We start from the raw sequence: 25,289 nt of genomic DNA, 5'->3' as shown, positions 1-25,289 counted from the left end.
ATCGTCGTGTGACAGGTCGGGTTTCCGGAACCAACCCCTCCACGTCGCCCCGACCGGTGACGGCTCGACGCGCAGACGTCTCCAACCAGCAGTTGCAGGATGTTTCGCGAGTGTGGCCGCCAACCGACCGGCGCCACGATGGGAGACGCGACCCTCCGCCCGTAGACGAAATATAAAGTGCACCGGATTAATTTACAACGTATGGTCCCCGTTTCCGACGGAAGGTGCCCACCACTTCCGTCGCTGTCTCGCGGGCTTTCTGCGGCGGACGTGACCACGGACTTGACAATGTGTGGCCTGCTCGTCGGGCGAGCTGAGGAACTCGCTCGACTCTACGCCGAGCACGGCAACTGGAACGATGTCGAAGAGGGATGGTTCGGCGAACGGTTATCCAACCGGAGTACGAGAGGGAGTTCACAGAAGATCTATCGTATCCTGACATCGCGGTTCAAAAACGCTCCCGCCGCGCTCCCGAATCCGAGTGCGCTTCCAGCAATCTTCGACGAGTGCAAGACGACGCGTGATACGGCCCAGATTCTCTCCCTGTACCTGATCGCGGACGATGCACTCGTCCGCTATGTCGTCCACGAATACGTCGCTCGTGTTGCGCACGGGAAGACGGACCCGCTCGAGTTCTCGAACGAGACGCTCACCCGGATCCTCGATCGGCTCGAATGTTCTGACGGGAGCGGTTTCGACTATGCGGAGTCGACCACCGAGCGATGGTGCGAAGGGTTCCGGTCGGTGATGCGTGAAATCGGTGTCCTCGACGGGCAGCGGGCCACCGTGGGTGAACCCCCTTCGATAGGCGATGTTCCGCTGCTCGTCTCGATGGACTACTCGTACGGAGCCGACGAGGAGTGGCTCACTGCGCCACGCGGGCTACTGTATCTCTTCCAGCCGGCGGATCGGTGGACGGAACTTTTCGACCGCGTCGCCAGCACTGAGGCGTGGGAGTATCTGGAGCGTCATGGTGAACTCGACTTCCGTCCCACAGACGAGCCGTACTCGTGGGTGCAAGACGGGGGGAGTGCCTAATGGTCGACAGGAACTGGTTCACCGATCTCCCCGAGGACTTCGAGGAGTCCGTTCGTATCGACCGAAAGGAGCGCGATCACCGGAAACGGGCGATCCAGTCGTACCATATGACGGCCGACTCTCGGCGGTTTATCAGGGATTTTGTCGACCGAACCCTCGACCGGGCAGACGATATGCGGACTGGCTCCAACTATTGGCTCTACGGCTACTACGGTAGTGGGAAGAGCCACCTACTGACCGTCCTCGACGGACTACTCGATACTACGTGGCTGGAGGGCAAGCAGGACACGGTCTGGTCCGATCTCGCGGGGGATGCTCGTGAAGAGGCGTTGGACCAGTTGCGTGACCACTGGCAAGAGATCCACGACGAATACTACGTGATCCCGATATCGGTCAACCTGTTAAAATACCAGGGGCAGAAGCAACGGAGCTTCAGCGAGATCGTTCTCAGGCACGCACATCAAGATCACAACCTGACCGGCGTGAACGATGGTCTCTCCGAAGGGTTGTCTTCACAGCTCGATGTCGCCTATTTCGAGAAATGGTTCCGCACGACGGATGCGTGGCCCGAACGCCAAGCCCGTGCAGCGGCTGCGCTGGAGGGGACGAGAGCCTCGTCCCGTGAGTACGACTGGGAGACGGACGGACTATGGACGGATATTCAAAGATACGGCGCGCTGGCAGACGTCGTTCTCCCGCGACTGTTCGAGGAGGTCAACGGCACTCGGGACGGGTACACAGACCTGCAACCGTCGGATATCGACCCGGAAGAAGTGGTGGGCAGGCTCGAAGAACTCCGATCCGAGCGTGCAGACGAGATGGAGAGACCGGTGAAGCTGGTGGTGCTACTGGACGAGGTGAGTCTCTTTATCGGGACCGACTTCGAGCGTCTGACCGAGCTTCAGACACTCGCGGAGAACGTCGACGACATCGGCGGTGGCGACATCCAATTAGTCGCGACCGCGCAGGCGAAAATCGAAGACGTGCAGCCGAAATTCGCCGCACACGGCGCGGACTTCAGCATCGTCAAAGATCGCTTCCCGCACCGTTACCAGCTCCCCAGTAAGCACGTCGGTGATATTGCAAAGCGGCGTCTCTTCCGGAAGTCCGAATTCGGGGAACGAGCGGTCCGCGAGGTCCTCGAAGAAGCATCGGTGAAGCCGACGGAGTCGCTGGTCTACAACGAAATCAAACAGAACACGAAACCACCACTCGACAGCATCGACAACGAGGAACTCGTCGAGTTCTACCCGTTCTTACCCTATCACGCCCCGCTTTTCCTCGAAATCCTGTTCAATCTCCGGCAGGAGGCGAGCGACCCAGCGAAGTCTATCTTCTCCGGTACCGCCCGGGCGATACTCGCACTGATGCACGACCTCCTGGAATCGTGGGTGGAGGAAGACGAACCGGATCACGTCATCTCCCTCGTCGATTTTTACGAGCAGATCGAGCCGGAACTCCGAGAGATACTCACGCAGGATATGCGTGTCATCGAAGGGGCTCGCAGTAGGGAAGACGACGAGGTAACGGATGTCGACGAACTCGATGCGAGCCGTGGCATCGCAGACGAGGTTCGGGACGGTGAGTTGGAACCGTTCGACCTCGAGGTGGCGAAAGCCGTGTTGCTGCTACAGCACGTCCACGACATCGTTCCGCTCAACGAAGGGAACGTTGCGGTTTCGGTAATGTCGGACCTCAACGGACGTGCCTGGATCAGTACGCAGAACCGCGTCGAGGAGTCGCTCGACCGACTCCAGAAATTCATCCGACCGAACGAAGACGAGAGCGGTGCACGCTACCGGTTCGCCACCCAGGAAGAGCGTCTCATCTACGACGAAGCAGAGGACAACGAGCGCAACCCCGACTGGGATGCCGTACTGGAAACGCTGGACGAGCATCTGTGGAGCCGAATCACCCGAGATCTCTCGCTCCCGGATTCGGTCCCGTACGGTGACTCCGGCGAGGAATATCCCGTCACGTATCGATTCGGTATCGATGGGACCCCTTTCGAGACGTCTGTCGATGCCGAAGGGGGACTCGACGTATCCATCGAGATGCAAGGCGTTCGCCCGGATGCGACCGAGGATACTGGTGATGAGGAGACGCTGTACTGGTCGATCGACACCGACGGGCTGGACGATCTTCGAAAACACCTGGTCAGGTGGTGGGCGCTCCGGGACGCAGTCTCGACCCACACGACGCCACCCGCCGTCGAACGGGACCTCACCCGACGAGCAGACGCCGTTCGGAGCAAGCTCGTGAGCGCGATGGGGAGCGGTTCGTACACCGTGAAAGACCGAGCGGATATCGGCGGCCTCTCGAACGCGGTACAGACCGCCGTCGGTGTCGGCTATCCCGACGACTTCCACCCGATGATGCTGCAGGTGACAGACGACCGCCTGCAGGAACTGGCGGAACTCGCACCCGACGAACCGCTCCCTGCGTGGGCACACACCATTCAGGTACCGTCGTCGGACCCGTCTACCAGCCAGGGCAGACGGACTATTCGGAGCAACGTGCTGGCGCTGACGGGCAGACAGCTGAAAGGTCGCGACGACGGGCTCAACATTAACACGGTGCTCGACGAAATCGTCTCGACGAAGCCGTTCTACGACGAGGCGCGACCGGCACTCCGTGCAATCATCTGGGGTTTCTGCCGGGAAGGGCGTCTAGTCCCCGTCGACGAAGGCGGGAATACGCTGGCAAACGAGGCCGTCCTCGATCGGGAGGCCCTCTCGACGACGAGGCTCAGGCTGCTCCCACGCGAACCGATCGGGGAACTGCTCGAGGAAGGCGGATTCAAAGAGACGACCGAAACAGTCGCGGACGGGCTCATCGACCTCCGGGAAGCGAACGAACGGTTGCGCTCGTCACTCACGGGGTTGCGAGAAGACGTCCAGTTGGTCGTCGATACCGATGTCCACTCGAATGCGGTCTCCGGGTTGCTCGAATCGCTCATCGACGCGTTGTCCGACCGCATCGACGCGACAGCCGACCGATTGACCGTGGTTCGGTCACAGGGTGATGGGCTCGGAGAGACAATCGAGCGGACAAACGAGGGACAGGAGTGGTTCGACGAAGTCAAAGATGTCTGGAATCGGCGACTCGAATCACTCTACCGGTTCGATGCACAACTCACCGCGGGAGACACCCGATTCGAGTGGATCGATGGGGATGTGCAGTCGTCCGTCGCCGCTCAGCGTGACGCGCTCGATTCCTTCCATGGAGACTGGTGGACGACTGCCGGCTGGAAAGCGCTCGTAGGAGCGACACCGACAGGCCTCGACGGGGAAATTCGGGATTCGTGGGCGACCTACGCCGCGGAACAGGGCATCCCCGACCTCGTCGGTCGGATCGCGGAGCACCCGTGGGTTATTCCCGCCACGGACTTGCCAGCGGGGGTGCAGATAACTTTCGAGCGGGCGTACATCACGCCGCTCCGAGAGCTTCGACGGTGGCACGAAACGATCGACGAGGCGATGTCGTCGCTCTCTGCAGATGACGAGGACACGCTCGTTTCAGCGGCCGACGACTTCGCCGGTGCGGAGCCACTCGCTGAGGCGATCGAACACGACGTGAAAGAACTCGAATCCCGATTCGACCGACTCGCGGAGATCGTTGGCGACCGGACGCCCGACGAGGTCGACCGGATCGGTGTGCTTCCTGACGATCGTCCGTCGATGAACGACCAGTTCGAGCGGCTCGTCGAAAAACGAGAGCTAGACATCGAGACCACGGATTCGGGGGTGATCGTCCGATGACGACATCACCGTATCGAGGGTTCAAAGAGAAGCTCTGCACGTTCGCAAAGGGCCAAGCTGGCATCCGAAATCCGTTCGTTATCGTGGCCGTCGACCCCGCGCTCGAACACCGAACTGCGGACCGCCTCGGTGCGTGGGCGACGGGGAATGACGAGCCGCCGGTGATCGACGGCGACATCACCGTCCAACCGATCTGGCTCGACGAACTACTTCCACGGACCAAAGTGTACAACTTGTGTGTCGCGCTCGGTAGCGAGACGAGTCCGAAGCGTCTCGAAGGGACGATGCAAGACCGGCTCGCCGAGGAGCTCGTCCGAGAGATGATGCAAAACAGGATCGACGAAGAGCATCTGGCACAGCAGAGCCACGTCGTCTTGCTCCTCAATCTCGGGAGCCTCTACCCGTTCACACGCGCCTCCGAGCTACTCGACGAACTCGACCGTCGGAACGTCGGATCGACCATCGGAATTCCGTTCCCAGGCGACGACGTTGGGGGGAAGTTGAGTTTCTTTGGCGGCGACTCGAGACACTACTACCCCGCGCATCAAATTCCCGGGCCGGTTCAGGAGGAGCATCTCCAACGATGAGTATCAACGAGCTATTTCGCAGCGATCCAACCCGCCAACTCGAAGAGGTCCAGAAGGTCAACGCTCGCGAGCGAGCGGAGACCGACGTTGCGGAGTTCCACGAAACGGAGAGTGCCAAGCGTGTACTCACCGCGCTCGGTGACGTCATCGAAACGCATCCCGGAGAGGCCGCTCGATTCCTCTATCTCCACGCGACGTTCGGATCCGGGAAGACCCACCTGTTGAAACTGATCGGTCTCGTCGCCGATAGCGAGTCCGAGTTTGCTCGCCTGGGAGAGACGTTGGCAGCGCAGTGCCCCGGATTCGATAACTTGGCGCAGTCGATCGAAAAGTCACACGTCGATCGGCTCAAGCCGGTGTTTCTGAACCTCCTCGATCGCGACGCGTCGAAGGAGCCTCCCCTCCCCTTTCTCATCTTCGAGGCGATCGGACGCGAGCTTGGCTATCCGACCGATCCGAACTGGCTGTTGGAATGGGCCTGGACCGTGGATATGGAGTACGACGGGGTCTGGGCGGCCATCACGTCGGGCGAGCGTGGCCAGGAGTTCGACGACGTTCTCGAAGAGCGTGCGTCCCTACGAAAGTGGCTCTACGAGACGCTCCCGTCGATGTCGGAGACGACGGGGACGGATCTCGACAGTCGGGAGGGCGTGAAAGCGTCCATCGAACGAGCGGAAGCCGAAGTGGCGCCGGAATCGTTCGACCCGGACGAACTGGTCGACCGAGTCGAGACGGTGACCGAGGTCCTGAACGCGGACGGCCCACACACCGAACTCCTGTTGGGCCTCGACGAGGTGGCGCTGTTCGTCGGTGACAGTAGCCATCGCTATCGTGAGTTCGAGGAGACGATGGAAGCGCTCCAGTACGGGCCGAATCCAGTGGTCGTAACGACGGGACAGTACTCGCTGCCGGCGACACGAGAGAGCCTCGTCGGTGAGCCTCCCGAAGATCACTGGACACATCAGCAGGTGCCGCTCGAAGGCGCAGATACGGAAATCATCGTCCGAAAGCGGTGGCTACAGAAAGACGGGGCCGGGACACAGCGTGTCTCCGCTCTCGTCTCGTCGATGCCCGACCTCTCACTGGAGACGTATGCGCCGGTCGGGAGTGCCGATCCCGACGCCGTCGAGTCCTACCCCTTCCGTGAGTACGACCTGACGCTGCTGCGAACGGTGATGCAGGAGCTGATCACACAGGGCCGGGCCACGGATCGGGAGTACATTCAGGGCCGTGCGCTGCTCGTGTTGGTGCGGTCGCTGTTCACCAAGTTCGGGTGGGCGGACACCGAAGTGGGCGAGCTGATCACCTGGGACGAGCTGTTCGACCTTCTCGTCGAAGAGACGACCTACGTGCCACTGTGGGTCCAGGAGATGGTCGAGAACACGCTGATCCCGACGTTCGATGGGACCGAAGCCGCGTGGGAGGTGCGCGTATCGAAGGCGCTGTACCTGCTGAACCAGACACCCGCCGTCCCGGCGACGCCGGCGAACCTGGGCCGACTGATGCTCGATGACGTTGACGCATCGGTGGGGAGGGCAGTCGAGGAGACACAGTCCGCGTTGAACACGCTCGTCGACAAACGGAAGGCGCTCACGGAAACCAACGACCAGGGCGACGAAGTGTACACGCTGGTCTCCGAGGAACAGGAGAGTATCCTGAGTCGGGCACAGACGAAAGCCGAACGGATCTCGCCACACCAGCTGTCTGCCTGGCTCGAAACCCGCCTTCGAGAGAACGACGACTTCTTCCGGAGCGACGGGACGCGTCACGAAGCCGATATTGGGACCGAACGGCTCGTCCCGCTTCGATACGAGTACTCGATCCTGGACCCAGTCGACCGAGCACCCAAGACCGAATACGACGCGGTTCGGATCCGTGTCCTTGCGGACGATCCGGACACCGTTGCGGAGCAGGTCGCAACCTGGCAGGACGTGAACGATGGCCGAGACGGGGGTGAACACATCCTCGTCTCGATCGACGTTCCGGGATCGACGCTGGACAGGATTCGGAACGTCATCGGGATGGGCCAGGTGCTCGAGGAAGAAACGGAGAACCACGAGGAGCTAGAGCGCGAGCACCGGACGGACAAACGGCGGCTGGAGGCGTCCGTAAGCGACCTTCTGGAGAACGCGTCGGTCTATACGGTTGACGACTACGAGGGAGAGCGCTCCACCCTCGATGGGGTCGTCGAAGAGCAGGTTCAAGGGGTTTTCGGCGCGACCCGGACGGTACTCTCGCGACCGCTCGTCGAGGTCGAGGACGCGAAGGATCTGGCACAGTTCTTCCGTGGCAGCGGTCCGTGGCCGCTCGCAGACGCTGACGCCGTGTTGCTTGGCGTGGATACCGCGACCGCATCTCTCGCGGAGACGGGGTGGTGTCGGGAGTTCATCGACGAGTACGAGTCGAAGACAGCGGTGGACGTCGAGACGTTGCTCCAGCAGACACGGACGGCGAACGGGGACTACCGAGGAACGCCACAGGAGTCGATTGCGGCGTTGCTCATCACGCTAGCCACCTCGAACGAGCAGGTCGCACTCAAACACGACACCGAGTACGTGACCGACCCCAGCGCGATCGGCCGACAGGTCCGGACGAAGGGTGGACTCACCTCGCTTCAGGTGCGGTTCGGCGTCGATACGGTCAATCCCAAGGAGATCCGCACCGTGGTGTCGACGGTCCTCGGGGACGATCCGGCGGGCAGTGACCCCGACGCGTGGGTGGCCGAACTCGGCTCGTGGGTCGCCGACAACAGTGTGCTCGTCAGGCGGGCGTTCAAGCGCACGTCACGGGCGTTCGACGTGTCGCTGGACGCCCTCGAACGTGTGCTGTCGCCTGCGTACAGTGGGGGCGAGATCACCACGTCGGAGTTGGTCGAGGACGACGTTCAATCGGCGGCAGAGACGTTCGCGGATGCACGCGAACTCTTCGCTGTAGTCGACGGCGAAAAAACGCTCTGGGACCAACTCACCGCCGAACTCGAACGGCTGGAGGAGTGGTATCCCAACGCGACGATCACCAGCCGAATGCAGACGACTGCCGAGAGCGGGTCCGTGCCGACGAAGCCGACCGTGACCGCACGCCTCGCGGATGCGACGGGCCACCGCGTCGACGAACTCTCGACGCAGTACCGTCGGGTGGCGGGCGACTCCCCGACCAAGTCGGATCCGGACGAAATCTGCACGGAGCTGACCGAGTGGCTCCGGGAGAACGAGTCGGCGGTCGACGGGCTGATCGACGACGCCACGGAGACGTTCGACGGCGTGTCGTTCGGCGATCTCGAGTCGGTCTTCGACCTCGCGTGGAACGGCGATCGGATCGACGAAGGTGAGCTCGTCGATTCGGCGGTGAGAGGACAGGCCGAAGCGTACGCGAGGGGTCGAGAACTCCTCGAGGGCGATCCGAGCCCGTGGTCGAAGCTACGGTCTGCCCACGAAAAACTCCGCGCAGAGCACCGGGAGTCGCCGACCACCGAGTCGGTCGCTACGGTACTCGATGCCTCGCGCCCGCCGTCGATCCAGCGAGTTCGACAGCTCATCGAGGAAGCGACAGACCCCAAACAGCCCGGGGCCGACGACGACGTGTGGGCGGCGCTACAGCGTGTCGCGGAGGAGCTCCGACAGGAGCTTCCGAACGCTGCCGTCACGGACGACGTGACGGAGTTGGTCGACACGGACGACCGGCCGACCGATGAACGGGCGACGGAACTCCTCGACGAGTCGGAGAAACTGTTGGCCCGAATCCGCGAGGTCAGGGAGACACTGGACGGCGTCGAGGACGGCGGCATCGTACTGGTCGAAGGGAGGTCATCGTAGGATGGCACGCAACGGTATCCTCTTTACGACGTACGATTACGACCGGTTCGAGGACGCCGATCGGACACGGATCGGTGAGGGCACCGACAGCGTCTCTGTGCCGAACTCGCGAGCGGTCTCGACGAGTACGAGGCGCTCGCGAAGGGGGTCGCGGACACGTGCGACGTGATCGCGAGCAACATCTCCTCCGACTGGGCCGACCGCGCGCTCTCGGAAATCACCACGGCCGGCGACCAACCGAACCACAAACACGGCGTCGAGATCAACATCGCGCCGCTCGCCGACGCCGAGATTGTCCCGAAGACCGTCGACGACGACGTCCTGTAACCATGCCTGCAACCAAGACCCTCCCGGAGTGTACCGAAGACGCCATCGAGACGGCCATCGACGACGCAGCCGACGACGATCCGGTCGTCATCTGGTGGGACGACGGCGGCTACCTCCGCGACATCGTCGAGAGCGTGAGCCACTCGCTGGGCTGTGCGTTCCACGCAGCCGAACGGACGCCGCTGGAGCTACGCGCCGACGCGCCCCGCGACCGAACCGTCTGGTACGTCCCACGGGCCCACAGCGACGACGTGGACTGGTTCAGAGATATCGAGAACACCGGTGGCGTCGTCGAACAGCACATCGGCAAGCTTGCAGTCCGCTGTTTCGAGAGAGACTCCATACAAGCGGCGTCGATCCGCGTCGCCTACGAGGACGCCGGCGGGCGCGAACGCGAGCAGATCGCGAAGACGCTCTTTCAGGAGCTCAACGGCGAGGGCGGCCTGCCGTCGATTCAGGGGCTCCAGACCAAAATCGTGCTGGACGGTCACGACGACCCCGTCCAGTTCGTCCTCGAACACGGCACCCGAAACCTCCCGAACGGCGACGACCTCCTGAAGATCCGGGACTTGCTCGTCGACGACGGCGTCACGGCCGTCGAGGGCGAATCCGACGCGGGGGCCATCGTCGAACGAACGCGCCGCTGGGCGGTCGCCGAGTGGCTCGTCGACGAAGGCCTCGATACGTCGCTGCTGCCACGAGAGTACCAGCCTGAACGGAGTACAGCGTTCGGAATCTCCAGACCCGAGCTCCGGTCGGTGCTGAGCAAGACCGAACGGAAAGCGGAACTGGCGAGCGTCTATCTCGACCCGAATCAGCGATTCTGGCACGAGGTCCTCCGTACCCACGATGACCCGTGGGCCCTCGCCGACTGCCCCGTCGATGCCTCGATCGAACATCGGCTCTGGGACGAGTGGACCCAGTCGTTCCACAGTGGCGACTACGAGACGTGTGTCACCAACGCGACGCGGCGTCACGACCGTCTCGAATCGACGTACGGTGAGGTCCCGTGGACGAACGTCTGGGAGCAAGCCATCGACGTGGCGACGCTCGCGGGCGAACTCCAGACCTGGGACGAGCGTGGCGACACGAGCGACGTCGTCGACCTCTACGGCGACATCGACGAGGGAACCTGGCAAATCGACAACGCGGTATTCAACCTCGTCGTCTCGGGTGACCCCGAGGAGCAACTCCCCGAAGAGCACCCGGCGACTGCCACGCTCGACGATCTTCGATCCTCGCTGGTCGAGTCGAAGTATCTCGAATATCTCACCGATCTCGGCGATCTCGTCGTCGACCGGATCGACGCCGAATCTCCGTTCGTCGGCGAGAATCACGCCCACCAGTTCTTCGCCGAGGAGCAAGAGCACATCCAGAGCGGCCAGAGCGTCGCCCTGTTCATCATCGACGCGTTGCGCTTCGACCTCGCGCACGAACTCGCGGAGTCCATCCGACGTGAGATACCCACACTCGAGGTCGAAGAAAGCACGTGGGTTGGAACACTTCCGTCCGACACCGAGTTCGGGAAGGCTGCGCTCACGCCCGGCAGCAAGTTTAGCTTCAATATCGACTTCGAGGACGGAGAGCTGATCCCCGAGCGTAACGGACGGGCGATTAGCAACTACCGTCGGAAGACGCTCCTGGAAAACGACGGCTGGAGCTACATCGTGAAAGACGAAGACGACGAGATGGGCTGGAGCAACACCCGCGTCGCGTACTACTGGAACGACATCGACGAGACCGGAGAGCAGGAGCTGACGAACTTCGAGGAGCTGTTCAGCGACCGAATTGACGCCATCTCTCGCATCATCTGCGAGAAGTTGCGGAAAGGAGAGTGGGACCGTGCGTACATCCTCTCCGATCATGGGTTCGTCTCGCTCCCGAGGCACGTCGACATCGACGACCTACACCCGCCCGACGAAGCGGAGACGGTGACTCGCCGGTGGATCGCAGGGAAGAACCTCGACGACGATGCACCGGGGGCGTTGCTCGACGAGGACACCCATCTGGGCTATCTCGACGAAGACGCCGGAGTCAGCATCCTCGCAGACCCGATCCAGCGGTTCCGTAATCAGGGCCTCCCCGACGCTCGGTTCTACCACGGTGGCGTCCTCCCACAGGAGTTCGTGCTGAACTTCGTCACCTTGACCTCCTCCCACGCCTAAAGTCGCGGGAATCAAGGGCACCCCCGAGAGAGACCGTGTGCGAATGCTACTTGCGAACCGGAGCGAGCTGCGTTCGTCCGCCGATCGATACGTCAGTCGACGCATCGAGTCACGGCGCGACAAACTCCGGGAGCGCCGTCGAGAGGAGACACAGCAAGAACTCGACGATCTCGAGGCCTACGCGGAAGCCGAACGCGAGCGGATCGAGACGTTCATCGCGGACGACGAGCGGAAAGCAAAAGCGGGATCGGATATGGACCTCGCGATCCGGAGACAGCGGGATCGACTCTCGAAGTTGGAAGAGCGGATCGAGAACCGTCGAGGAGAACTGCAACGGAAGGCACAGGTGATTTCGTTGGCCCCCGAAGTCGAGACCGTCTGTCTAGCTATCCCAATGTGAACGACCCCACGCTCGGGCTGACGCCCTCGCGCTTGCGGGTGGGGTCGTGACGCTTTGCACCACCCTCTGATTCGAATCCGGTCTCCGTCACGAATTCGTGGCTCGCCGTTCGGCTCGCCACAGATGTAGTAGTCCCGGGCGGATTCGAACCGCCGTCCTGGGCTGTCTTCCGTGCGGGGCAATCCCCGAACACGTCCAAAGGCCCAGATGATTGGCCGCTACACCACGGGACTGCTCGTGAGTCCTCAGCAACCGGAACCCGCGGCGTCAGGTAACCAGCCGACACATAATAAATTATCCTTCTGAGTCCTGAGAAGGAGTGGGGATATTGCCAGCCTCCACGTGCTGGTGACACGAACGACAGAGAGTTATGACGTTTGACAGCCGGTGAGCTTTGTCGGGGTTTTTGAAAGTCAGAACCACATCCTTACAAGTCCGATTCGGAAGCGGTATGTCGTGCGCTGTAGCGTGATGTTGGCGAATCCCTCGCTCGGATGCGAGCGTTTTATCGCACGACGGACAGTCTATACCGTCTGTTGCCGCCGCCTGCTATTTGGAGTATCGTACTGGCAGAGCGGGAAAATCTATCCGTCTCAGTCCGCCGGCTTCTCGCACTCGATGTCCAACTCCGCGCAGGCGTCAGTCTCCGCGTCGAAGCAGTCCGGACAGTTCGGGTTGCGGTTGATGATCGTATCGAGGCGGTCGGCCACCGTGTCGTCGATGACCGCTTCGAGTTCGCGTGCCTCGCCCCGGAAATCCTCCACGTCGAGGACGTTCGCGAGGAAGCGTTCGATGATGCAGTACGTCTGGAGTGCGTCGCGAGCGCGGACGATTCCTTCCTTGGTGAGGCGAACGCCCTTGTACTTCTCGTGATCCGCGAGACCACGCGATTCGAGTTTGCCGATCATTTCGTTGGCGCTCGCCGGACTCACGTCGAGCATGTCCGCGAGCGACCCGGTCGACGCCGGTCCGTCCTCCATCTCCTGAATCAGGTAAATCGTCTTGAGATACTGATCTGCCGTGTTCATTCCCGTGTCTCCATAACGTTCGTCACGTCTTCGACGCCCTCGGCCTCTTCCTCGCGAATCGCTCGCAGTGTCTCGACCAGTCGGGTCCGATCGACCGAGAACCGCGCCTCGCTCTCCTCGATGGCGGTGACGAGGTCGTCGTAGAACTTGTACGCCGTCTCCTCGTTACAGAGCTGGTCGTAGAGAACCCCGTCGAAATCCTCGGGTTTCGTCTGGGCGTACTGTGCCTCGACGAGCGCCTCGATGTCCTCGAACGGGATGGACTCCGCGTCGAGGTCGGCGATCAACGCCTCCAGCCGGTCGCGGTGGTCGGCCGATTCCTCGGCTGCATCGGAGAGGAGCGCCTCGATTTCGGGATCGAGCGCCGACTCGTCGGCGAGCGACTGGTAGTGGTGGTGGGCTCGCGCCTCGACGACCTCCTCCAGAACGATACCGATCTGGAGGAGTCGCGCGAGCTGGTGGTCGGAGCCGACCCGATGGCTGACGCTCATGGGGGTCGACACCTCCGATCGATGCGTGTGGCCGGGACGATCATACGCTACCTCGGGGAGAAAGGAACTTAAGCGGTTCCCTGTGAGGGACCTACTCGCGCAGGCGGGCCGCAATCCGCGCTTCGAGGTCCTCACGGAGCTCGTCGACCTCGATCTCCTCGAAAACGGGCACGAAGAAGCCCTCGACGAGCATGTTTCGGGCGTCCCGTTCGGGGATCGTCCGGGAAGTCAGGTAGAACAGGTCCTCTTGATCGACCTGTCCGACCGTCGCCGAGTGGGAGGCCTCGGTGTCGTGGTTGTTGATGATGAGCTTCGGCGAGGCGTCGGCCTCGCTGTCGTCGCTCAGCATCAGCGTGTTCTCGCGCTGGTAGGAACTGGTGTCCCACGCCTCGCGCCCCACGTCCTGAACGCCCTCGTACACCGAGCGGGCGGTGTCGTCGAGGACGCCGCGGGTGACGAGGTCGGCCGTCGTGTGCTCGGCCCGGTGCCAGACCCGCGCGTTCACGTCGAAGTGCTGGTCGTGGTGGCCGAAGAAGGCGCCGACGATCTTGCTCTCCGAGCCGTCGCCGTCGAGCACCGTCTCGACGTCGGAGCGGGTGAGCCGCGAGCCAATGTTCCCCTCGATCCAGTTGATCGTCGAGTACGTGTCGGCGTCGCCGCGTTTCAGCGTGACGTTGTACGTGTCCTCGTCGAGCGTCTGGAGGGAGCCGTACTGGACGTAGCTGTTCTCGCCCGCGTCGACTTCGACGAGGTTGCTGTAGTAGCGCTCGCCGTCGACGGCCTCGTCGCCGGAGCTGATCCGTTCGAGGATCGTCACCGACGACGAGTCCTCGGTGACGACCAGCGTGTGGCTAAACAGCGACCGGGAGTTCATCTCCGTCCGGATGGTCACGTCCTCGGCGTCGACACCCTCGGGGACGTAGATGAACGTGCCCGTCGTGAACAGCGCGACCGACAGCGCAGTCAGGTAGTTCGTCTCCGGATCGATGACGGAGCCGAACGTGGACTGCATCAGTTCGGGGTGTTCCTCCACCGCCTCGGTGAACGGCAGCACCTCGACGCCCTCGTCGGTGACGCGCTCGGTGGTGTCCGACTGGGTCAGCGGATCGGCCAGCTCGTCGAAGTCGAGCTGGTCGAGATTCGTCCACCGGCGGCCGGGCGTCTGGATGACGTCGGGCATCGCCAGATCGTCCATCGCCTTGAGCGCTGCGAGCCGCGTCTCGCGGAGCCAGTCCGGCTCGTCGCGGCTGTTGGCAATCTCGTGGACGGTCGCTTCCGAGAGGTCTGCTGGTACCTGCGTACTCATGATTATCCGAGACTCCCCTCCATCTCGAGTTCGACGAGACGGTTGAGCTCGACCGCGTACTCGATGGGCAGTTCCTCGGTGAGCGGCTCGATGAAGCCGGAGACGATCATCTGCTTGGCGTCGTCGTCGTCGAGGCCACGGCTCTGGAGATAAAAGATGTCCTCGTCGCCGATCTTTCCGACGGTCGCCTCGTGGGCCACGTCGACCTTCGACTCGTTGATCTCCATGTACGGCATGGTGTCCGAGGTGGACTCGTTGTCGAACATCAGTGCGTCACACTCGACGGCAGTCGAGGAGTCCGACGCGCCGTCGGCGATGTGAACCAGTCCGCGGTAGTTGGTGCGGCCGCCGTCCTTGCTGATCGACTTGGACTCGATGGTCGACTTCGTGTTCGGGGCGTTGTGATACACCTTCGCCCCGGTGTCGATGTTCTGCCCTTCGCCCGCGAAGGCGATGGTGATGTGGTTGTCGGAGGCGCCACGGCCCTTGAGGATCGAGGCGGGGTACAGCATCGTCGCCTTCGATCCCATCGATCCCGAAATCCACTCCATGCGCCCGTCGGCCTCGACGAGCGCTCGCTTCGTGTTCAGGTTGTAGGTGTTTTTCGACCAGTTCTGCACGGTCGAGTACTGGACGTGAGCGTCCTCGCCGACGAACACTTCCACGCCGCCGGAGTGCAGGTTGAACGCGGAGTACTTCGGGGCCGAACAGCCCTCGATGTAGTGGACTTCCGACCCTTCCTCGGCGATGATGAGCGTGTGTTCGAACTGGCCCATCCCCTCGGAGTTCATCCGGAAGTACGCCTGTACGGGCATCTCGACGACCGTGTCCTCGGGCACGTAGACGAACGACCCGCCGGACCAGATCGCGCCGTGGAGCGCCGCGAACTTGTTGTCACTCGGGGGGACACACTTCGTCATGAAGTGCTCGCGGACGAGGTCCTCGTGCTCCTGGACGGCCTCGTCCATGTTGCAGAAGATGACGCCTTTCTCCTCCCACTGTTCCTGCATATTCTGGTAGACGACCTCGGACTCGTACTGCGCCCCCACGCCGGAGAGTGCGTTCTTCTCGGCTTCGGGGATGCCCAGTTTGTCGAAGGTGTCTTTGATGTCGTCGGGCAGGTCCGTCCAGTCGTCGACGCTCTCGCGCGTCTCGACGTCCGGTCGGATGTACGGGATGATCTGGTCGACGTCGACCTCCGAGAGGTCGGGCTGGCCCGGCCAATCCGTCGGCATCGGCATCTTCTGGAACTGTTCGAGCGCGCGAAGCCGGCGCTTCAGCATCCACTCCGGCTCGCCCTTGTCTTCCGAGATGACGCGGATCGTCTCCTCGGTCAGCCCCTTCTCGGCCTGGAAGGAGGACCGCTCCTCCTTCTTGAACTCGAAGCGGGCTTCGGTGTCGGTCTCTTGTAGGTGATCTTGATCTGAGCTCATGGTTTGGTGTTGTGGCTGCAGCCGTATTACGCTGTCTCGTAGACCTGCTCGCGGACCCAGTCGTACCCCTCGTCCTCGAGTTTCTTCGCCAGGTCCGCACCGCCGCTCTGTGCGATCTCGCCGTCGATCATCACGTGAACGTGATCCGGTTCGACGTAGTCGAGGATGCGCTGGTAGTGTGTGATCTGGAGGACGCCCGTCCCCTGCTCGTCGCGGAGGGCGTTGATCCCCTCGGAGACGTCCTGCAGGCGGTCGATGTCCAGCCCGGAGTCGATCTCGTCGAGCACGGCGATGGCCGGCTCGAGGATCGCGGCCTGGAGCACCTCGTTCTGTTTCTTCTCGCCGCCGGAGAAGCCGGCGTTGAGGTAACGCTGCGCGAACTTCTCGTCCATGTCCAGCAGTTCCATCTTCCCTTTCAGGAGCTGCTGGAACTCGGCGACGCCGATGTCGCCGTCGTCCGCGGGACCTTCCATCGGGGAGGTGTCGTAGCCCGACTCCTCGTCCGCGTCGGCCTCGGCTTCCTCCTCGTTCTCGAACAGTTCCTCGCGCTCTTCCGATTTGGCGTTGAGCGCCTGTCGGAGGAAGTTCGTCATGGTGACACCCTCGATTTCGGCCGGATACTGGAAGCCGAGGAAGATGCCGAGCGCCGCGCGCTCGTTCGGTTCGAGGGCGAGCAGGTCCCACTCGCGCTTCTCGGCGGGTACCTCCTCGTCGATGTCGGCGACGTCCTCGTCGTCGAGGAGGAGCGTGATCTCCCCGTCGGTGACCTCGTAGGCCGGGTGGCCGGCGATCACCTTCGCCGTCGTCGACTTGCCCGATCCGTTCGGTCCCATCAGGGCGTGAATCTCGCCCGAATCGACCTCCAGGTCGACGCCGCGAAGGATGGTTTCGCCGCCCTCTTCTGCGACTTTCGCGTGAAGATTGTTGATCTGTAGTGTTGCCATAACCCTACCGTGAAGGTAGGTTGTTAGACGCATAATGCTTACGCATTCTCCCCCTTCGAGTTCTTCCTTCGATAACTATTATTTTCGCAGCGAAAAAGAGAGTTTCAGAACTGGCCGAGTCCGGTCTGTCGCTGCCCGCTTTTGACCTCGTTCCACGAGAGGCCGAGCGCCTCGATAATCCGCTCGATCGGCCCTTTGAGCGTCTTCTCCAGCATCTTGTCCCAGTCGATTTCGAACGCGTCCGGAACCTGATCGGCGTATTCGAAACAGATCACGTCCGGATCACGCTTGAACTCGGCGTAGAGCGGATCGGTCTGTGGGTCGAAGCGGCCCTCCTCCTCCAGTTGGCGGAAGAAGTCCGGGTGAACCTTCTTCAGGTACAGGCGTTTGGGCTTGCTCCCGCGCTGGAAGTTGGTGCCGAGAAGGAGGTTCGCGTACTTCGCGCCCCGGACCTGTGCCGTGTCGGTGTCGTAGGCGCCCAGACGCTTGCCGATGCCGCCCGGAATCCCCACGTCGTCCAAGTCGACGTTCCCCGCCTCGAAATCCTCGATCACGTCGTAGACGTACTCCTCGATGTCGTCCACGTCGTCGCCGGTGACGATCATCTCGATCACCCGACGCTGGACTTCCTTCGTGATCGGCGCGATGTCCGAGCGCTTGTACTCGAAGCCCGTGATGTCGATGTCGTCGACGTGTTTGCCCTCCTTCCAGACGATGTGGCCCGCGTAGCGTTTCTTCTTCCCTGCCTGGAAGAACCGTCGATAGAGCTTCTCGAACTCGATCTGGAAGCGGTGTTCTTCGCCCTCGTCTAGGGCGACGTTCAGTTCGTCGCGTGCGAACTCGTCGTAGGAGTCGTTGATGCGTTCCTCGATTTGGAAGGACTGCTCGATTGCGTCCTCAGTGGAGACACCCGCCCCCAATTCTATCATAACGCTGTCAGTATCGCCATATATAACTTTTTTGTCATTTCGGTTTACGACCCGCTCGGTGTATTCAATTACATCGCGTCCCGTCGCCGTGACGGCTGCGCCCATCTCCTTGTCGTAGAGACGGAAGCGATCCCATCCCAACACCCCATATAAAGAATTCATAATAACTTTGACAGCTTGCTGTTCCCGATCGTACTGCTCGTACGCCTCGCTGCCGGGGTCGTTGGCGTTCCGTTCGGCCTTCTTTTCCTCCCGTTCTTCCAGCAACTCGTCGACCATCTCCCGGATGACGCCGTCCGGTTCCTTCCGGAAGTGGGTGCCGTTGGGGGCGTGGTAGGTGTCGCCGTCGTAGCCCTCGGGATCGACTTTCGTCTCCGGGGAGGCGTTGATCGTCACCATGCACATCGGATACAAACTTTTCAGATCAAGAACACTTACGTTCTCTTTGACCCCCGTGATCGGGTCGAAGACGGCCCCGCCCTCGTAGTCCTCGGCGTCCGCCCGGCCCTTCGAGGGAAGGGCGAAGTTCCCGTGGACCTTGTGGAGGACGTAGACGTCCACCGCGTCCCCGGGCGTCGGGGCATCCTCCAGCTTACAGCCGACGAACGTCCGCACCTCGTCCCAAAAGGAGATGATGTCGCGCTTGCGGTCGAGTTCGACACACAGTTCCACGTCCCGGAGGTTGTACTCCAGCAGTCGTTCGGGGTCCTCCTCCCACAGGTCGCCGATGTCGCCCGCGTAGCGCTCCTTGCCGGCGCCGAGTTCCTGTTCACCCACCGCGTCGAGGCGGTAGGACTCCAGTTCGGTGAACTGCGTGCGCTTGTAGGCGTAGAGCAGGTCGAAGACGACCCGGCCCTTGATCGTCGGCCCACCCCAGTCGCTCCGCCACACCTCGCCGACCCGCGAGAGGCGGTCGGGGTTCAGGTCGTAATCGTGGTGGCGACCCTGCAGTTCCTCCATCCGGTCGATGAGATACGGCGCGTCGAAGTCGTCACAGTTGTGAACGAGACAGTCGTCAGCGATGAAGTTGTGTGTGGTCGTCTCGATGTCGTACGTCGTTTCGGTTCCTACCTGCTCGACGTTCTCGACGGCCACGAAGACGTACTCTTCCCACGCCTCGACGGTTGTTTCGTGACGCTTGAGTGCGATTCCTCGCCGATGCTTGTCCCGAGCGATGCGCCGAGCGTCACTGCCCGATTCGGCCTCGAAGAGCGCGTACGGGATGTCCTCCGTTCGTCCGCTTTTTCCGCCACTGAGGTTCGAAAGTGCCCGTGATTTCTCCGGGTGACACATATGCGGGAGAACAGTTCGCTTCAGTCGCTCAATGTCGCGCTCGGCATCGGGAACTCGAACGACGTTCTCTCGTTGTTGGGCGTAGACGCCGAGCCGTCGGAACAGTTTGGCGTACCACTTGCCGATGGACCGGTTTTCAGCTGCGACCGTAACCGAGTTCGAAACATTGCCGTCGCCATCAATGGCGCCCGCGAGGAACCGGGCAATGTACTCCTCGGGCAGTTCGTACACCGTCGAGAGATCGACAGGGCCGTCGTTTTTGTCACCGAACGGGATTCCCAGCCCGTTGAACGCATGCAACATCGCGTAGTCGAGGACGTTCTGTTTATAACACCCCGTCCCGTCCGGCTGTAGCTTGTTCTCACCAGGGAACTGGTTGTGTAGCTCCTCGCAAGTATTGTAAAACCGAATCCCGCCCTCGGCTGACATCGTCCCGTCCGTCAAGACGAGTCCAGCGAGATACGCCTCCCGTTCGGTGAGTCGCCTGTCGAGGTCGGCACGAGTACGACGATACGTCCGGCCTCCATCCGGAAGCGGGATATCGTACTTCTCGGCAGCGATCGAACATCGTTTCGGCGTCCACACATCCGTCCGCGGGTGGTAGAGCGTTCCCGTCGCGAGGTCGAACTGGTCCGCGAGGTCGGTGACGGCGCCGTGCGGGAGCGCCTCTTTGAACGCCTTGACAGAATCCGCATCGGCGAATCGCTGGTTTTCGATTGGAACCAACTCCGAGAGCACCGGGACGGATTCGTCTTCAACGGTCAGTTTTCTAGGTTTGAGAACGTACTCCCCCGGTTCGATATCCCCGCCTTCTTTCCAGTCGACTGAGTCGTCGTCGCCGACCATGACTTGATGTTCGCTCGACGACCGGAGTGAAGTCCCGTCGGAGAGAGTGAACTCGAGAACCGGTTTTTCACTCTTCCACTTGTCAGTCACTTCCGCGGCGGTCGTTCGTCGGTCCTCGTTGCCGACGACGGTGTCGCCGATCTGAATGTCGCGAATTTTACGCTCCGTGCCATCGGTCAAAAGGACCGGGGTGTCGCCGGGAAGACAGTTCCAGCCCGTTATTACGTCGGGATCGGTTTCGCTCTCGACGTATTCGACGTACGCGTCGATCATGGCCTCCTCGGTCTCGAAGACGCGCACGTCGGCTTCGAGTTCGTCCCCGAAGGGTTCGTACCCGTCAAGCGCCTCCGGTGGTGTGACCCCCGTATCCGGATCGAAGAGCCACACGACGTACTCGTCACGCCGCGAGTCGTGGCTGGTGAGACAGATGATCGGCTCCTCGCCGTCCTCCGGGAAGCCCGAGCGGTCGTCGACCTCGATGTCGAAGGTGTTGACCCGGAGGTCGGTCGGCACCTCGACGGCCCGAATCTCGTCGTGTGGAACCTGTATCGACCCGCTCTCCAAGCGTCGAACCGGAACCCGAACGCCGCTGCCGATGTCCTTGTCGATCAGCAGGCGGTTGGGAAAGAGGATGTCCGCCTCGAAGTGGTCGAACTCGTCGCGAATCTGCCCCACGTCGCGGGGCGTCCGGGTGCAGATTTTCGTCAGCGGCTCGCCACGGATGCTCTCGTAGCCGTCTTCGGTCCGCGTGATCACGTCGCGGTCGAGGTCGTCGTCGTCGAGACTCGCGGTCGGCGCGTAAAAGTACGGCTCGAACCCCAGTACGCGGACGTGTTCGGCGTCGCCGTCCGGCGTCCGACCGAACAGGTGGACGACGGGGTACTCGTCGCTACCCTGGCCCTCGACGGTGTAGTCGACCTGCGTGACCGCGAGGTCGACCGTCCCGTCGGGATCGGGGAACTTCAGTTCCGATGCGTCGATCACTTCACTGACCGACTGCACGGCGTCGCCCGCGACGGCGACCGCCTCAGCGTCGGGCCTCTCGGAATCCGCCGTCTCCCAAGACCCGGTGAGTTCGGTCTGAGTCATGCCGGCCCCTTCGGCACTCCCCGGTAAAAACCCCGCCACTCGCCCGCGGAACTCCTGCCACGACAACAAGACATATACCATGTCATTTCGTACCACGGTCCGTGACGATGTCCGACCACGTCGACGCAGGCCGGTGGGACAGTGCGGACACGCGGCGTCCGGATCACGACGGTATCGACACCGTCGAAGCCTACGAAGTGGAGGACGGAACCGTACTGTACGACGCGGAGAACCCGCTCGCGTGGGTGGAGTCGTCGGCCGCTGTGCCGATACGCGAACTCGCTTAACGCGCCAACCGAACCCTTTTGCCGTCCCGTTCGCTCTCGGAGAGTGTGTTCGATCCGTGGCCCGACGAACCCGAGGAGACGGACCCGGAGTCGCGCTGGGGCGACCCGGAGCGTGACCTACCACGGATTCCGACGCCGTCGGTAGAGGAGAAAGACGTCGACCCCGAGATTCTGGAGACGTTCTGGCGGAGCGTCGTCCTCGCCAACGTCGCCCTCTTCGGTCTCAGCCTCGGCCCGATGCTCGTCTACTTCCGCGGGTGGTGGCTGTGGGGCGGCGCAGCCGTCGCCCTCGGCGCCCTCGCCGGCTTCCGGGTGTCCCAGCATTACCGCGCCTTCGACCGGCGTCACAACGCCGGCGAGGACGACGCCGACCCCGAGCGGAACGCCTAACTCCGCGGCGCCGCTCCCAACCTGTATGCGAACCGTCCGGGACGACGAGGGCCGGCGCTACCTGCTCGTGAAGCGGTCGTCGGAGTCGAGCCTCGTTCGCGACCCCGACACCGGCGAGGAGCGCTACGTGCCGAACGCCGACCTCACGGTCGGCGAAGCGTCGCCGCTCTCGACCGCCGCCGAAGCGGTTCCCGGCCCAGTCCGGCGCGTCCTCACCGCGACGCCGAACGACCGCGCACTCGGCCTCCTCGTCGAACTCGTCGACCGGGGGCCAACCGGTGTACGAACCCTCCTCGACGCATACGACCTCTGTGAGAGCGACCTACACGGGTTGCTGGCGGAGTTCCGGGCGGCCGGCCTGATCGACGAGGCACGCGTCGCGGGCGAGCGCGGCTACGAGGCGACCGAGACGACACACGACGCCGTGGCACGGCTGCGTGCCGGCGGGAAGTAGTCAGCCGAGCGATCAGTCGCCCGACTCCCCGGCCACCGCCGCGGCATCGAGCGTGTCGGTCTCCGACCGGGACACCGTCGAACGATTCGTCCGCGGGTCCTTCTCGACGCGCACGAGGTCGTCGGCCGCGCCCACGAGTTCCTCGTCGTGGCTGACGATGACGATCTGGGCCACGCCCAGATCGCGCATCTCGGCGACCAGATCGACCAGCCGCGAGACGTGCCCCGAATCGAGGAACACGGTGGGTTCGTCGAGGATGAGCGGCGGCATCGGCGCCGCGCCGTCGATACCCTCCGCCAGCAACCGGTAGATCGCACACCGGAGGCTGAGGTTGAACAGGGCTCGCTCCCCGCCCGAGAGCTGGGTCGGGTCGAGTTCGCTTCCGTCTTTCTGGACGACCGAGAGTTCGTACTCGCCGTTCAGGCGCAGGTGGGCGTAGGCGTCGTTGCCGTAGACGAGGTCGAACGTCTCGTTCAGGAGGCGTTCGAGCGTCTCGACGTTGCGCTGGCGGAGTTCCGCGCGCAGGTCGCCGTAGGTCGCTTCGAGCCGTTCGACCTCCGCGTGCAGGTCGTCGAGGGCGGCGACCCGCTCGGCGAGTTCCGCGCGCTCCGTCCGCAGCGACTCCAGTGTCTCGATCTCGCTCCGGACGCCGCCGATCTTCGTCTGAATCCCGTCGCGTCGTTCCGCGAGCGTGTCGAGTTCCGCGTCGACGTTCTCCAGATACTCCTCGGCGTTCGCCTTCCGTTCGCGGGCGGCCTCGATAGCGTCCTCGTCGACGGCCGCGTCGAGTTCGTCGCGGCGGGTCCGTTTCTCGGCCAACCGCTCCCGACGCTCGTCGTTGGTCTCCGCGATGCTCTCGGCGCGCTCGCGACGGCGCTCGATCTCGTCTTCGAGGTCGGCGATCCGCTCCAGTCGATCCGCGACGGCGTCGACCCGCTCCCGGCGGTCGGCGATCGACTCCAGATCGGCGGTCAGCGACTCGACGCGCTCCGCGGCCGCCTCGGCTTCCTCGCGTTTCGCCGCGGCCACCTCGCGCGTCTCGGCCGCCTGCTCGCGCAGGTCCGTCGCCGCCGCCGCCCGTTCCTCGGCCCGTTCGCGCAGCGTCGCCGCCTCCTCGCGTTTCTCCGTGGCCCGCTCGCCGAGTCGGTCGCGCTCCGCCTCGACTTCGGCGAGTCGATCCTCGGCGTCGACCAAGTCGTCGAGGGCGTCGATCCGATCGTCGAGGGCCGACGCCTCGTCGCGGGCGTCGGCCAGGTCGGCCTCCAACTCCGCGACGCGCTCTCGGTGCTGTGCGGGATCGGCGTGCGGGGCGTCCTCGACCGGCTGGCCGCATTCGGGGCAGTTGCCGGCCGCCAGCAGCGCCTCGGCCTCGGCGACGCGCTCCTCTGCCGACTCCAGTTTGGCCTCCAGTTCCGCGATGCGCTCGCGGATCTCGCCACGCCGCTCGCGGCAGTCGGCCCGGCGGGCCGCAGCCTCGCCGCGGTCGGCCGGCGCGTCCTCGAACCGGGTGGCCAGCGTCGCCGCCTCGCGCTCCAGTTCGGCGACGCGCTCCTCGCGCTCCGTGGCCGCCGCCTCGGCGTCGTCGGCGTCGTCGCGCAACTCGTCGGCGCGCTCCGCCGCCCGGTCGGCCCGTTCGGCCAAGTCGTCGGCCTTCTCCGTCAGGTTCGTCGCCTGGTTCCGGAGCCCCGTCGCCGAGGCGTTCGCCTCGGTTCGGGCCTCGCGATACTCGGCCTCGCGCTCGTCGAGTTCGGCGCGCCGCGTCTCGACGGCCGCCTCGGTCGCCGCGTCCAGCCCCGCCGGGTCGAGGCAGTCGTCGAGCTCGGCCTCCAGCTCCGAGATCCGCTCGCGCGCCGCCACGATCCGCTCGCGCTCCGTCTCGCGCTCCGATTCGGCCGCCCGGATCGTCGACTCCAGCTCCTCGATATCCCCCTCGATCGAGTCGAGTTCGGCGCGGTTCTCCGCGTACTCCTCGAGGGTCGACTCGGCCGCCGCTTTCGTCTCCTCGGCCTTCTCGCGCTGTGTCTCGTAGCGGTCGATCTTCGAATCCACCTCGGACAGCGTCGACTCCAGATCGTCGAGTGCGCCGTAGAGGTTCTTTCCCTCTTTCTCCTCGATTCGTGACTCCACCTTCCGGAGTTCGGCCCGTTTCCCGGTGCGTACGTCCTCGACACCGAGGCGGGCGTCGCCGGCCCGCTCGCGGTACTCCTCCAGCCGCCCCAACTGCAGGAGGTCGTCGATCACGTCCTGGCGCTGGGCCGGCGACGCGTTGATCAACTGGTTCACCTCGCCCTGGCGGACGTACGCGCAGTTGACAAAGGCCTCGGCGTCCATCCGGAGCAGGTCGACGACGAACGCCCGCACGTCGCGGGCGCCCTCGACCGTCGCGTCCGGCCCCTCGAGCGTGCAGTCGGCGGTCGTCGTCCGCTCGCCCGACGCCCGGAGGCGGCGGTGGACGTGATACGCCGCGTCGGCGTGGGTGAACCGGAGGTCGATCTCGGTCTCCTCGGCGCCGTTGGTCACCACGTCGTCGAGCGTCCCCGAAAGCGCCGTCGAGCCGTAGAGCGCGAAGAAACAGGCCTCCAGGAGCGAGGATTTCCCGCTCCCGTTGAGCCCGTGGATGACCGTCACGCCGTCGCGCAAGTCGAGGTCGGCGTCCGCGTACGGCCGGAAGTTCCGCAGTCGAATCCGGTCGAACTTCACGAGAAGTCC

General features: G+C 63.4%; 18 protein-coding genes and 1 tRNA gene. 10 read left to right on the top strand and 9 right to left on the bottom strand.

The features are described from left to right. Window positions 1-288: 288 nt before the first annotated feature. The 7 genes from HALNA_RS06125 (at window position 289) to HALNA_RS06100 (ending at window position 12,090) form a co-directional block, all read left to right on the top strand. A complete protein-coding gene (locus HALNA_RS06125) occupies window positions 289-1,038 on the top strand; it encodes a BrxA family protein (protein ID WP_245576004.1) in 750 nt (249 codons plus the stop codon). Continuing rightward, the gene (locus tag HALNA_RS06120; protein WP_049935526.1) at window positions 1,038-4,799 is read left to right on the top strand and encodes a hypothetical protein; all 3,762 of its coding nucleotides are present in this window, start codon (window positions 1,038-1,040) and stop codon (window positions 4,797-4,799) included. Before HALNA_RS06125 ends, HALNA_RS06120 begins: the two co-directional genes overlap by 1 nt. After that, window positions 4,796-5,386 (top strand): BREX protein BrxB domain-containing protein, encoded by a 591-nt coding sequence (locus HALNA_RS06115; RefSeq protein WP_049935525.1) that lies wholly within the window; start codon window positions 4,796-4,798, stop codon window positions 5,384-5,386. Before HALNA_RS06120 ends, HALNA_RS06115 begins: the two co-directional genes overlap by 4 nt. Continuing rightward, complete coding sequence (locus HALNA_RS06110) at window positions 5,383-9,198, top strand: hypothetical protein (protein ID WP_049935523.1); 3,816 nt, start codon at window positions 5,383-5,385, stop codon at window positions 9,196-9,198. The genes HALNA_RS06115 and HALNA_RS06110 overlap by 4 nt, the downstream gene beginning before the upstream one ends. Before the next feature lie 165 nt (window positions 9,199-9,363). Continuing rightward, window positions 9,364-9,525: a hypothetical protein gene (locus HALNA_RS19840; RefSeq protein ID WP_157573463.1), complete on the top strand. Its 162-nt coding sequence runs from the start codon at window positions 9,364-9,366 to the stop codon at window positions 9,523-9,525. 2 nt (window positions 9,526-9,527) lie between these two features. Further along, window positions 9,528-11,690, top strand: coding sequence for a BREX-5 system phosphatase PglZ (gene pglZ, locus HALNA_RS06105; RefSeq protein WP_049935522.1), 2,163 nt, complete (start codon window positions 9,528-9,530; stop codon window positions 11,688-11,690). 43 nt (window positions 11,691-11,733) lie between these two features. Beyond that, window positions 11,734-12,090, top strand: a complete 357-nt coding sequence (locus HALNA_RS06100; protein WP_049935521.1) for a hypothetical protein — start codon at window positions 11,734-11,736, stop codon at window positions 12,088-12,090. 129 nt (window positions 12,091-12,219) lie between these two features. Here HALNA_RS06100 and HALNA_RS06095 read toward each other — a convergent pair. From HALNA_RS06095 to HALNA_RS06065, 8 genes are all read right to left on the bottom strand, one after another. Continuing rightward, a tRNA-Gln gene (locus HALNA_RS06095) sits at window positions 12,220-12,323 on the bottom strand. Window positions 12,324-12,384: 61 nt separating this feature from the next. Next, the gene (locus HALNA_RS21595; protein WP_394324588.1) at window positions 12,385-12,513 is read right to left on the bottom strand and encodes an HNH endonuclease; all 129 of its coding nucleotides are present in this window, start codon (window positions 12,511-12,513) and stop codon (window positions 12,385-12,387) included. Window positions 12,514-12,683: 170 nt separating this feature from the next. Beyond that, window positions 12,684-13,118: a metal-dependent transcriptional regulator gene (locus HALNA_RS06090; RefSeq protein ID WP_049935520.1), complete on the bottom strand. Its 435-nt coding sequence runs from the start codon at window positions 13,116-13,118 to the stop codon at window positions 12,684-12,686. Then, window positions 13,115-13,609: a ferritin family protein gene (locus HALNA_RS06085; protein WP_049937983.1), complete on the bottom strand. Its 495-nt coding sequence runs from the start codon at window positions 13,607-13,609 to the stop codon at window positions 13,115-13,117. The genes HALNA_RS06090 and HALNA_RS06085 overlap by 4 nt, the downstream gene beginning before the upstream one ends. Window positions 13,610-13,700: 91 nt before the next feature. Then, a complete protein-coding gene (gene sufD, locus HALNA_RS06080; protein WP_049935519.1) occupies window positions 13,701-14,915 on the bottom strand; it encodes a Fe-S cluster assembly protein SufD in 1,215 nt (404 codons plus the stop codon). A gap of 2 nt (window positions 14,916-14,917) precedes the next feature. Then, window positions 14,918-16,348, bottom strand: coding sequence for a Fe-S cluster assembly protein SufB (sufB, locus tag HALNA_RS06075; RefSeq protein ID WP_049935518.1), 1,431 nt, complete (start codon window positions 16,346-16,348; stop codon window positions 14,918-14,920). A 26-nt stretch (window positions 16,349-16,374) separates the two neighbouring features. Further along, entirely contained in the window at window positions 16,375-17,292 is a 918-nt protein-coding gene (locus HALNA_RS06070; RefSeq protein WP_049935517.1) for an ABC transporter ATP-binding protein, read from the bottom strand. 104 nt (window positions 17,293-17,396) lie between these two features. Next, window positions 17,397-21,449 (bottom strand): DNA polymerase domain-containing protein, encoded by a 4,053-nt coding sequence (locus tag HALNA_RS06065; RefSeq protein ID WP_049935516.1) that lies wholly within the window; start codon window positions 21,447-21,449, stop codon window positions 17,397-17,399. 107 nt (window positions 21,450-21,556) lie between these two features. On the opposite strand from HALNA_RS06065, the gene HALNA_RS06060 reads away from it, so the two are divergent. Genes HALNA_RS06060 through HALNA_RS06050 form a run of 3 tightly spaced genes read left to right on the top strand, consistent with a single transcriptional unit; the run spans window position 21,557 to window position 22,580 of the window. Beyond that, entirely contained in the window at window positions 21,557-21,736 is a 180-nt protein-coding gene (locus HALNA_RS06060; RefSeq protein ID WP_084510133.1) for a DUF7331 family protein, read from the top strand. 45 nt (window positions 21,737-21,781) lie between these two features. Continuing rightward, complete coding sequence (locus HALNA_RS06055; RefSeq protein WP_049935514.1) at window positions 21,782-22,126, top strand: DUF7322 domain-containing protein; 345 nt, start codon at window positions 21,782-21,784, stop codon at window positions 22,124-22,126. 25 nt (window positions 22,127-22,151) lie between these two features. Continuing rightward, window positions 22,152-22,580: a DUF7346 family protein gene (locus HALNA_RS06050; protein WP_049935513.1), complete on the top strand. Its 429-nt coding sequence runs from the start codon at window positions 22,152-22,154 to the stop codon at window positions 22,578-22,580. A gap of 12 nt (window positions 22,581-22,592) precedes the next feature. Here HALNA_RS06050 and rad50 read toward each other — a convergent pair whose 3' ends face one another. After that, the gene (gene rad50 / locus HALNA_RS06045) at window positions 22,593-25,280 is read right to left on the bottom strand and encodes a DNA double-strand break repair ATPase Rad50 (RefSeq protein WP_049935512.1); all 2,688 of its coding nucleotides are present in this window, start codon (window positions 25,278-25,280) and stop codon (window positions 22,593-22,595) included. Window positions 25,281-25,289 lie beyond the last annotated feature (9 nt).

Origin of the sequence: Haloplanus natans DSM 17983, from assembly GCF_000427685.1 — an archaeon.
Classification (GTDB): Archaea; Halobacteriota; Halobacteria; order Halobacteriales; family Haloferacaceae; genus Haloplanus; species Haloplanus natans.
The sequence above is the reverse complement of the archived record's forward strand: the minus strand, read 5'-3'. Positions and strand labels throughout refer to the sequence as shown.